Origin of the sequence: Streptococcus sp. DD11 (genome assembly GCF_001578865.1) — a bacterium.
GTDB lineage: Bacteria > Bacillota > Bacilli > Lactobacillales > Streptococcaceae > Streptococcus > Streptococcus panodentis.
In genome coordinates, this window is record NZ_KQ969392.1 from 656,929 (window position 1) to 667,662 (window position 10,734).

Annotated in this window: 12 protein-coding genes; 4 read left to right on the plus strand and 8 right to left on the minus strand. The window is 44.1% G+C overall.

The window, feature by feature from the left end:
* Positions 1 to 236, plus strand: a 236-nt coding sequence (locus STRDD11_RS03090) for an L-serine ammonia-lyase, iron-sulfur-dependent, subunit alpha (RefSeq protein ID WP_206512670.1), incomplete at its 5' end; no start/stop codon positions are given.
* Between the two features lie 51 nt (positions 237 to 287).
* The gene (locus tag STRDD11_RS03095; protein ID WP_128835218.1) at positions 288 to 929 is read left to right on the plus strand and encodes an HAD hydrolase-like protein; all 642 of its coding nucleotides are present in this window, start codon (positions 288 to 290) and stop codon (positions 927 to 929) included.
* Positions 930 to 991: 62 nt separating this feature from the next.
* On the opposite strand, the gene STRDD11_RS03100 is transcribed toward STRDD11_RS03095, so the two are convergent.
* The 8 genes from STRDD11_RS03100 to STRDD11_RS03135 form a co-directional block, all read right to left on the minus strand.
* Complete coding sequence (locus STRDD11_RS03100; RefSeq protein WP_128835220.1) at positions 992 to 1,591, minus strand: LysM peptidoglycan-binding domain-containing protein; 600 nt, start codon at positions 1,589 to 1,591, stop codon at positions 992 to 994.
* Between the two features lie 203 nt (positions 1,592 to 1,794).
* Positions 1,795 to 2,592: an energy-coupling factor transporter transmembrane component T family protein gene (locus tag STRDD11_RS03105; RefSeq protein ID WP_128835222.1), complete on the minus strand. Its 798-nt coding sequence runs from the start codon at positions 2,590 to 2,592 to the stop codon at positions 1,795 to 1,797.
* Positions 2,585 to 3,424 (minus strand): energy-coupling factor ABC transporter ATP-binding protein, encoded by an 840-nt coding sequence (locus tag STRDD11_RS03110; RefSeq protein ID WP_128835224.1) that lies wholly within the window; start codon positions 3,422 to 3,424, stop codon positions 2,585 to 2,587. Before STRDD11_RS03110 ends, STRDD11_RS03105 begins: the two co-directional genes overlap by 8 nt.
* The gene (locus STRDD11_RS03115; RefSeq protein WP_164828349.1) at positions 3,409 to 4,236 is read right to left on the minus strand and encodes an energy-coupling factor ABC transporter ATP-binding protein; all 828 of its coding nucleotides are present in this window, start codon (positions 4,234 to 4,236) and stop codon (positions 3,409 to 3,411) included. Before STRDD11_RS03115 ends, STRDD11_RS03110 begins: the two co-directional genes overlap by 16 nt.
* Position 4,237: 1 nt before the next feature.
* Positions 4,238 to 4,777: a CDP-diacylglycerol--glycerol-3-phosphate 3-phosphatidyltransferase gene (gene pgsA / locus STRDD11_RS03120; RefSeq protein WP_128835378.1), complete on the minus strand. Its 540-nt coding sequence runs from the start codon at positions 4,775 to 4,777 to the stop codon at positions 4,238 to 4,240.
* A 17-nt stretch (positions 4,778 to 4,794) separates the two neighbouring features.
* A complete protein-coding gene (rodZ, locus tag STRDD11_RS03125) occupies positions 4,795 to 5,619 on the minus strand; it encodes a cytoskeleton protein RodZ (protein ID WP_128835229.1) in 825 nt (274 codons plus the stop codon).
* Positions 5,620 to 5,679: 60 nt separating this feature from the next.
* The gene (locus STRDD11_RS03130; protein ID WP_128835231.1) at positions 5,680 to 6,972 is read right to left on the minus strand and encodes an EF-P 5-aminopentanol modification-associated protein YfmH; all 1,293 of its coding nucleotides are present in this window, start codon (positions 6,970 to 6,972) and stop codon (positions 5,680 to 5,682) included.
* On the minus strand, positions 6,972 to 8,219 hold the full coding sequence (locus STRDD11_RS03135; protein WP_164828350.1) for an EF-P 5-aminopentanol modification-associated protein YfmF: 1,248 nt from the start codon (positions 8,217 to 8,219) through the stop codon (positions 6,972 to 6,974). Before STRDD11_RS03135 ends, STRDD11_RS03130 begins: the two co-directional genes overlap by 1 nt.
* Positions 8,220 to 8,855: 636 nt before the next feature.
* Between STRDD11_RS03135 and yaaA the strand changes: the two genes are divergently transcribed.
* Positions 8,856 to 9,242, plus strand: coding sequence for a S4 domain-containing protein YaaA (yaaA, locus tag STRDD11_RS03140; protein WP_128835235.1), 387 nt, complete (start codon positions 8,856 to 8,858; stop codon positions 9,240 to 9,242).
* Positions 9,243 to 9,244: 2 nt separating this feature from the next.
* Positions 9,245 to 10,354, plus strand: a complete 1,110-nt coding sequence (recF, locus tag STRDD11_RS03145) for a DNA replication/repair protein RecF (RefSeq protein ID WP_128835237.1) — start codon at positions 9,245 to 9,247, stop codon at positions 10,352 to 10,354.
* The last annotated feature ends 380 nt before the right edge of the window (positions 10,355 to 10,734 follow it).

Here is a 10,734-nt window from a genome sequence, read left to right on the forward strand (position 1 = left end):
CCGGTTTGGTCGAAGTTCCCTGTGTCAAGCGCAATGCTATGGGGGCCAGTTATGCTTTTGTGGCTGCAGATATGGCATTGGCAGGAATCGAATCAAAAATTCCCGTTGACGAAGTCGTTGACGCTATGTACCAAGTCGGGTCAAGTCTGCCAACCGCCTTTCGTGAAACAGCTGAAGGAGGACTGGCAACTACGCCGACAGGACGGCGTTTGTCAAAAGAAATTTTCGGCGAATAAGGTTGACAGATTTGTCAAGAAGATTTACAGCATAGTAAACAAGGAGAACGCATGGTGCATTTCAAATACATTTTTTTTGATCTTGATGGTACACTGGTTGACAGTTCACAGGGAATCAAGGAATCTTTTCATTACGCCTTTAAAAAGCTTAATCAGGAAACACCAGATGACAAGATTTTGAGAAGTTTTATGGGTCCTCCTTTGGAAGTCAGCTTTGCTTCTGTTCTTAAAGCTGACCAAGTAGCCGCAGCCATTCATCATTACCGCAGCTTTTACAAAGAAAAAGGAATCTATGGCGTCCGCCTTTATGAGGGAATTCCAGAATTGCTGAGCCGCTTAAACGAAGCTGGCTGCCAAATTTTTGTAACAACCAGTAAAAATGAACCAACTGCTCATGACTTGCTCTCCAATCTCGGTATCGACCGGCAGTTTGAGCAGATATTTGGCGCTCTGCCTGATTCATTCCACAAAGCAGATGTTCTGCGCCGAGCACTGAAAACAATCAAAGCTGCGCCTGAAGAGGCGGTCATTGTCGGTGACACAAAATTTGACATCATCGGCGGCAAGGAAGTTAATCTCTCAACGGTGGGGGTCCTATGGGGCTTTGGCAGTCAGACAGAACTCATTGAGTATGGTGCGGACAAGCTGGTTGACAGTCCTCAAGAGCTTCTATCAATTCTGGTCCAAACATGACAGTATGTCAGACTCCCGTACACATAAAAGGAACTGCTCTGCGGCAGTTCCTCTTTTTTATCTTAGTAGCCCCAAGCTGAAAGTCCTTGAGCATTGTAGGCACTGTAAGCTGACTGAATTTGATCGTCAACTGTGGCAGTTGATCCCCAGCCTGGCATCGTTTGGAAAAGGCCGCTGGCACCTGAAGCGTTGTAAGCATCAACCTGTCCATTGGATTCACGAGCAATAATGGCTTCCCAAGTTGAGGCTGGCACACCGGTCAATTCTGCCATACGTGATGCTGCGTAGGAACCGGTCGCTCCTGCAGTATTTCCGTTGCTGAGTACGACTCCTGAAGAAGCTGCGGCTGAAGGATCTGCGGCCGGTGCTGCATAATTTGTACTTGGAGTTGCAGCAGTGGTGGCAGATTCTACGGCTGTTTGAGTCGCCTGTGCACCATTTCCGAGTTCTAAGATTTGTCCAACACGAATAATATTTGGATCAGCAATCTTGTTGATTTCTACTAATTTTTCAAGAGTCGTATCTTTTTCATTAGCGATAGCTGATAAAGTATCACCTTCCTTAACAGTGTAGGTCTCTGCATTGACAACCGCACCTGTGGCAAATAAAGCTGTTGCAGCAACTGCCCCTGTTAAAGTCCATTTTGTTGTTTTTTTGTTCATTAAAAAATCTTTCTCCTTTCGGTGATAATACTATCTTACAGATAATTTATTACCAAATCATTACAATGCAAAGACAAAGATTACAATAAGATTGAATTTAAACACAAAAAACGTATTTTAGGGGCATTTTCTACTAAATATATTTTTTAACACATAAAAGGAGGGAATCTTAACTTATACTATTCTTTAAAAACATCTTTTTCCTAATTATTTTTTAGGAAATAAAGCAAAATTCCTAAAATAAGCAAAGTTAAAAGAGCAAGATTATCTATCATTTTCCAAGACAGCTGCCGATAGCGGCTTCTGCCCTCCCCGCCATTATAACCGCGCGCCTCCATAGCAATAGCCAAGGCATCTGCGCGTTTAAAACTGGAAGCAAAAAGAGGAATGAGGATAGGAATAATAGATTTCACCTTCTGCAGAATACTTCCTTCCCCAAAATCAACACCGCGCGCCCGCTGAGCGTTCATAATCCTAGTCGTATCATCCATCAAAGTCGGAACAAACCGCAGACTCATAGACAGCATCAGGCCGATTTCATGCACCGGAACCTTGAAGACTGTCAAAGGCTTTAATAAGGACTCAACAGCATCAGACAGACTCAAAGGTGTTGTTGTCAGGGTCAAGAGAGTTGAGAAACAGATAATCAGAACAAAGCGGCTGAAGATAATACCAGCCTGAGCCAGGCCGGCTTCTGTAATGCTGATCCACCCCCACTGGAAGAGGGTTTTTCCGCCTGAAGTCAGAAAGAGCTGAAACAAGGTCGTAAAGGCAATGATAAAAATCATGGACTGAATACCCTTGAGGAAAAAACTCAAGGGAACCTTAGACAGAAACAGCAAACTGAAGACAAAAACAAAAAGAAGCAGATTGGTCAGCAGATTATTGGCCCAGAAAATGAGCAGAATAAAGAAAAACAAGGCCACCAGCTTGCTTCGGGGATCCAACCGATGAATCAGCGAATTTCCCGGAATATAACGGCCTAAAATCAGTTTATCCATACAGCATCTCCTTGAATTCTTCAATGGTAATGGGGTAATGAGGGAAACTCATCCCTTTATTGGCCAATTCTTGGGCGAATTTGGTAATCTTAGGAACTCCCAGCTGAATCTCCTCCATAAAATCCACATCCTGAAAAACCTGAGCAGGAGAGCCGCTTTTGACAAGCCGTCCCTTATCCAGAACATAGACCGTATCTGCAAAATTGGCCACATCATCCATCAGATGAGTCACCAACACAATGGTCATGCCTGACCGGTGCAGTTCTCTAAAAATGGCCATCAGTTCTTTGCGTCCAGCAGGATCCAGCCCCGCCGTCGGCTCGTCCAGCACCAATATATTCGGCTCCATAGCCAATATCCCTGCAATGGCAACCCGCCGCATCTGACCGCCGGACAGCTCAAAAGGGCTGCGCTCAAATAAATCTTCAGAAATACCGACCAATTTCAGCTTCTCACGCGCCAAAGCTTCCGCATCTTCCCTAGAAACACCAAAATTCTGCGGACCAAAGGCCACATCTTTTAAAACAGTCTCATCAAAAACCTGGCTTTCAGCAAACTGGAAAACCAGGCCAACTTTTTTGCGGACCTGTTTGATATCCTTGTTGACAGATTTAGCGGTAATCGTGACATCATCTATCTGCACACTGCCCTGACTGGGCACCAGCAGGCCATTTAAAAGCTGGAGAATGGTTGATTTGCCGCTGCCTGTATGGCCGATAAGAGCCGTGTAAGAGCCGTCTTTGATGTCTAAATCAACTTCAAAAAGTGCTGGACTTTCAAAAGGAGTTCCAGCCTGATAAGTATAACTGACCTGATTTAAAGCAATGCCCATAGCTGTTCCTGCAATTCTTTTTCTGTTAAATAGCCGTCCGGCAGCGCAAAGCCGGACTGACTTAAAGCGGACTTAACCTGATTGACAAAAGGCTGATCCAAGCCCAAATCTTCTAAATCAGGCCGTGAGAAAAGCTCTCTGGGAGCAGCACTGGACTCCACCCGGCCTTTTTTCAGGACCAGCACGCGGTCACTCAGAGCGATTTCATCCAAATCATGGGTAATCGAAATCACAGTCAGGCGATTGCTGTCCTTGATTGTTTTCACCGTTTGAATCAACTCCAGACGGCCTTCCGGATCCAGCATGCTGGTCGCTTCATCCAAAATGATAATGTCCGGTCTCAGAGCCACAACCCCGGCAATAGCAACCCGCTGTTTCTGTCCGCCAGACAGCCGGGCTGGCTCTCTGTTCTTAAAATCCTGCATGCCGACAAGCTCCAGAGCTTCCTGAACCCGTTCAGCCATGACAGCGTAGTCTAATCCTTGATTCTCCAAACCAAAGGCTACATCATCTTCCACAGTTGCACCGACAAACTGATTGTCAGGATTTTGAAAAACCATGCCGATATGACGTCGTTTCTCCCAGACATTCTCAGCAGTCAGCTGTTCTCCGGCAATTTTAATCTCGCCGCTTTCAGCTTCTAACAGTCCGTCAAGCAGGCGGACAGTGGTTGATTTGCCGCTGCCGTTATGCCCAACGATAGACAGCCATTCCCCTTGTTTGACCTGAAAGGTGAGATCGTCTAAGATGTAATCCTCAGAATCACGGTCATACTTATATTTGAGTTTGTTTACTTCAATAATATTTTCCATGTTATTTAAAGGTATCTTTAAAGAGATAGGCGCTTCCTTTGAAATAGTCATAGCCAGAATAAATGGTAAAGATTAAGGCTGTGTATAAAAGAATCTGACCCAAAAGCGTCCAATGCAGCAGGAGAAAAATAATGGCAAACATCTGAGTGAAAGTCTTGATCTTGCCCGGCATGGCAGCAGCCAGAACGGTACCGCCGGTCTCTACCAGCAAAAGGCGCAGTCCGGTCACAGCCAATTCCCGGCAGATGATAACTGCCACTATCCAGGCAGGAGCCATTTTCAGCTCAATCAGCATGATAAAAGCCGACATAACCAGCAGTTTATCAGCCATTGGATCAGCAAATTTGCCAAAATTTGTCACTACCTGCCACTTGCGGGCCAGATACCCATCCAGATAGTCAGTGACACTGGCAAAAGCAAAAATAAGAGCAGCTATGAGGTGGGCAGTCAGAGAATGCCCCAAAGTCAGGACGAGAATAAAAACCGGAATTAAGGCAATCCGTACAAGGGTTAGGGCATTGGGAATATTTTCTTTTTTCATCATTTTTCCTTTATAAATCACTGCTGAACAGTGAGAGTAATCGTAGCACTGTCACTGCTTACAGCTGATGTATCCAATTTTTGATCGCCTACAGTAATAGAGACCCCGTCCACTGAACCCAAAGTGATGGTTGTCTTGCTGCCGGCTGACAGAGTGACGGACTGACTTGGATTTTCAGGTGACAGAGTCGTTCCTTGGGCCAAGTCTGAGTCAGAGACGCTGATCCAGCTGCTGGTGTCAGCGACAGAGAAAGTCACTTTGACAGTCTGTCCGCCGCCGCTGTAGCTGGCAGTCAGAGCATCCCCGCCGCCGCTGACTTCTAGCTTGCCAGCCGAAGAAACTGCTGCATCAGAACTGGATGAGACAGAAAGACTCTGGCTGCCGGAAGCAGCAGCACTTGATTCAGAAACCACACTGTAACTGTCTGCTGTCTGGAAATTCAAATCGTTCGTCTGGACATATTTCCATATATAATAAGACACAAAAATAATAATGGATAAAGCAAGCAGGAGGAAATAAAAGAGGGGCACAAAGGAACTTTTGCGCTTGTTTTTTCGGCTTCTGAAAGCTTGGTCATCCGTCAATTCCACTTCGTCATAAACAATCATTTCACCAGCTTCATAAGCTTCCAGAATAATGGACTCGTCCAAATCCACAGCCCAGGCGTACTTGCGCAGAAAAGAGCGGGCATAGAAAGGACTGGGCAGCAAATCGTAGTTATTGTGCTCAATGGCCTCCAGCAACTCTGCCTGTATATCCGTCTTTTTTGACAAATCTTCCAAGGTCAGACCCTGATTGGTCCGGGCTAATTTTAAAACTTCTCCTATTGACTTTTTTCTCATACTTACAATCCTTCTCTCTATTCTTCACTATTTTAACAAAATTTTAAAAGAATACTGGAATTATTTTGGAAAAATAGTAAAATCTGTCATATCACACTGGTCAATAAAACGATGGCCCAGCTTAATAACATCATTCAAACTGATGTCCTGTAAAATCTTAGGCAAATCAAACAGATTCTCTCCTGTCAGCTGCGGCTCATACTGAGTAGCAATATAGTCAAGTGAATTCAAACCATGCAGAAAATCACCGAACATCTCACTTTTAATGGTATCCAGATGCTCTTCCGTAACGTCCGGATCAGCGGCGAAATTCTTAATGGCCAAGCGAAACTGATGCGAGAGGCCGACCGGTTCCTGCGTATCCATGGTCAGCATGACAAAATGGAAATCCCTCTCCACTTCTACTTCCAAGGTCAGAGAATTATCCATCTTTCCGGTTTCATACAGAGCCTGAAAACGCTTGGAAGTCCAGCCGAACATCATGGCAAAGAGCAGTTTTAAAGTGATTTTATAACGATAAAGTTCCCTCTCATCAACAACATCCCGGCCCCGAATGCCGATTGCTAATTTTGGACTGGCCACCTCCATGCGGTCGGTATCGGTAGACACCACCGGATGCAGTTCCACAGGCGCTTTTTCAATCAGACTGCCTGCTGCAGGATTCAGCTGTTTCTGCTCTGCCAAGATTTGGGAGAAAGTTTCCTCCAGATCAAAATTCCCGATGACAAAGAGACTTCTGTTTGACGGCTGGTAGAAAGCCGAAAAATTTTCCTGCAGCTGCTCAGCACTAATCTCTTTGATAGACTCTCTGGTCCCGGCAATATCCTCTGCCAAAGGAGTCTGAGGATAGAGATTTCTTAAAGCTCCAAAAAAGAGACGGTAATCTGGGTCATCCTGATACATCTCAATTTCCTGCTCAATGATTCCCTGCTCCCGCAATACAGATGCTGGCCTGAAATAAGCCTGACTGACCAGTTTCTGCAGCAAGCTTAAATTCTCAGCAACATGGTCCGTCGTAGAAAAAAGATAGCTGGTCCGGGTAAAGCTGGTAAAAGCATTGCTTTCTGCCCCAAACTTGGTAAATTCCTGCAGCAAATCCTCTCCGTTTTCACCTTCAAACAGCTTGTGTTCTAAAAAATGAGCAATTCCTGGCGGATAAGAGACCAGCTGATTTGTTTCACGTGAAACAAAACGGGTATCTACCGATCCGAAATGGGCTGTCATAATACCATAGGTTTCATTAAAATCTCTTTTTGGCAGCAAAAATACCTGTAAACCATTAGGCAGCACTGCCTGATAGATACTTTCTCCAACTGCCGAATAATTGATTTTTTTCAGACCTGAATCTTGCATTATTTTCCTTCCATAAAATAAATCGCCTGTAATTTTAATTGATTGGCTGCCCGGACAATATCCTCTTTTTCAACAGCTGCTACCCCCTCCAGCCAAGCTTCCAGCGAAAGGTATTGCCTGCCTAAAACCGAGGACAGATAGGTCCTTTCCAGCAGTGTATTCTGTCGATCCTGAGCCAGAAGCATAGAGTTTTTCAGCATTTTCTTGGTTTGGATAATCTCATCTTCTGTAAAATAGCCCCGCTTCAAATCACTGATCTGCCGATGAATCAAAGAGATTGCCTTCGTCCGGCTGCTGCGGTCAATTCCAGCATAGATACGCAGCAAACCGGAGAAAATATCAAAGTTGCTGGCAATCGTATAGGCTAGGCTTTCTTTTTCACGGACATTGACAAAAAGCTTAGAATGAGCAAAACCGCCCAAGAGGCCGTTTAGGACAAGCAAGGGGAGGTGATCGCTGTCACCGTACTGTGCAGAAAAATGATAGCCCAGTTCAATGATGGACTGATGGACATCCTTCTGCTCCAATCCCTCCCTTAGCACATTTGAATATTCCTGCTGGTAGGCCAGCTGCAAATCCTGTCTGCGCGCTCCAAACTGAAATTCCTGAATTTTTTCACGGACAGCTACTTCATTGAAGTCACCGATAAAGAAAAAATCAATCTGATCCTGCCGCAGCATCTTCTGGAAAGCAGCAAAGCTGCTCTCAGCTGTTTCTCGCTTTACCAACTCAACAGTTGCTGCACGGGGAAGCCGCATTGCCGGTGCATCATAAAAAAGATTGCTCAGTTCCCGATGGGCATGGTAGAAATGATTTTCAATTTCTGCTTCTAAATCCGTCAAAACATTTTTCTTTTCAATCTCAAAAGCAGCTTCCTCAAAAGCTTCTTGGGTGGCCAAAGGTGAAAATAAAGTAGCCTTTAAAAAATCCAGCATCTGTTCTGTCAGAACATTCTTGCGGCTCAAAAACTTATCGCGGACAAAGGAAAGATGAATATCCAGATAATGAACCAAACCGCGTTTTGAAAGGCTGGTTGAATAATTAGCACCATAAAGATTGGCCAGCCGCTCCCGAAAAGCCTGTGAAGTCGGATACAGGGCATTGGAAGTCTCCAGCATACTGGCCGTTAAAACCCGGCCGGCTACCGTCTCCTCAGACAGAGGAGCTGAAAATCGAACTTTTATTTTATTGGTTTTGAATTTTTCTGATTGAATAAAATGAAGCTGAACGCCTTTTGTGATTTCCATTGAACTCCTCATTTTGAATAATATAGACTTCTATTATACCACGAAATGATTTTAAATGGTTTGTCACAGCAGGTTTTTTAAGATTAAAACGTTTTCGGATTTCTGTCTGTTCCTAGGTGCAGTTGAAGACCGCACTCATTGAAAATCCAGTTGAGCAACACAAAGAAACAGGCACTCTGACAGCTGATACTCAAAGAAAATCAAAGATGACAAGGGATAAGGGTAGGGCCAATGAGCGATAATACTCTTCGAAAATCTCTTCAAAACCACCTCAGCCTCGCCAGAGGCTGGGACTGACTCCCATGATGGCTGCTTCATCACTCACAAAGGGATGTGTTTCTTGGAAGATAGCGTATAAAAGACAATATGTAAAGACCCCCAGTTGAGAATTCGTGGATTTACCTGTACACTAGAATAAAAAAACAATCAACTTCTAACAGGAATTACCACACTCAATTGGAGGCCTATATGTTTCATTTTACCACACTTTTTATCGGAATGGATGTCCACAAAGAAAGTTTTTCACTCTGCTGTTACGATAGGATGGCCAATCAATTCAAACATGAAGCCAAAATAAAGTCCCACCGCCTCTTTTTGCCGCCAAATATGATATAATGACAGGGATTGAGGTGAAATATGGAATATACATTATTTGATGATTACATTACATTGCAGGCCTTGCTGAAAGAGCTAGGCATCATCCAAAGCGGCGGCGCTGCCAAAGTCTTTCTGTCAGACAATCAGGTCTTTTTTAATGGCCAATTAGAGAGCAGACGCGGGAAAAAAATCCGGATTGCTGACACGGTTGCTATCCCAGATCAAGGAATTGAAATTGCTGTAGTCGCTCCAAACCAAACAGAAAGGCTGGAGCACGAGAAAGAACTGGCCGAGAAAAAACGAGTAGCCGAGCTTGTCAAATCAATGAACAAAGAAGTCAAAAAAACAAAAACTGCAGCTGCAAATCAAAGCAGAAAAAACAAACGGGCGGATAAAAAATCTCCTGTTCGTTTTCCTGGGACATAAAGATGCGGCTGCAATCACTTAAAATCAAGCAATTCCGCAACTATCAGACTGCAGAAATTGACTGCAATCCTGGCTTGAATGTTTTTTTAGGCCAAAATGCTCAGGGAAAAACCAACGTCTTAGAAGCTATTTATTTTCTGGCTTTGACACGCAGCCATCGCACCCGGTCTGATAAAGATCTGATTCATTTCAATCAAGACGGACTGCATGTATCTGGCATATTGGAAAAAAGAACTAGTAAAGTTCCGCTTGACATCGAGTTGACAACAAAAGGGCGCATTACTAAAATCAACCATCTGAAACAAGCTAAGCTATCTGATTATATAGGGACCATGAACGTTGTCCTCTTTGCACCAGAAGATTTACAGCTGATTAAAGGTTCACCTGCTCTGCGCCGTAAGTTCATTGATATTGAACTAGGACAGATCAAACCGATTTATCTGGCGGATCTTTCAAACTATAACCATGTTCTCAAACAGCGCAATGCCTACCTTAAAGCCAATGAAAAAGTGGATGAAACCTTCCTTTCTGTCTTGGATGAACAGCTGATTGACTATGGCTGCAGAGTCATGCAGCACCGCCATGAATTTTTGGAAAAACTGGAAAAATTTGCCCAAGAGCAGCATTGGGAGATTTCCCAGCATCTCGAAAAACTGACCATCAACTATCTGTCATCCATTCCTTTACAGGAAGTTGACAGTCTAGAAACTGCATTTCGCTTATCATTGGAAAAAAGCCGTAAACGAGATCTTTTCAAAAAGAACACAGGGGTCGGACCTCATCGGGACGACATTGCTTTCTTCATCAATGAAATGGATGCGAACTTCGGCAGTCAGGGCCAGCACCGCAGTGTTGTCCTTTCTCTTAAGCTGGCTGAAATCAAATTAATCGAAAGCATAACACAGGAAACGCCGATTCTGCTGCTTGACGATGTTATGAGTGAGCTTGACAACAATCGTCAACTAAAGCTGCTGGAAACTATTTCACAGAATATTCAGACCTTTATTACTACAACGAGTCTGGAGCACCTTAAGAATCTGCCAGAAGATATTAAAATCTTTAAGATTAAGCAAGGAGTTATTCACTCATCGCAGCCAGAAAAAGATGACTGAATGCCGCTCAGTCTGCATGGCAGTTTTTCAAGGCGAGGCGATGGGACAGACTCCCATGATGGCTGCGCCCTCACCCACAGAGGGATGGATCTTTTAGAAGATACTGTATAAGACTCCTTAGTTTTCCATTTGTTTCTTAAATGATAGAGGCCCCTTTTTCCTTCATGCGAATACAATGGTTAGAGTCTGTATGTGCTTTTATAGTCATCTAGTTTATCTTTTTCCATCTTAGCACGGTTTGCTCTAACAGTCCTTCTGGACAGTTAGAGCTGCGCGGAGCTGGGGTGAAAAGGTTTGGGGAAGTTTCTCAGCCTGAGCCTAAAAGCAAACTAAAGGGCTGGATTAGCTATTCAAAACAGGAACGAACTGTAAATTTAACG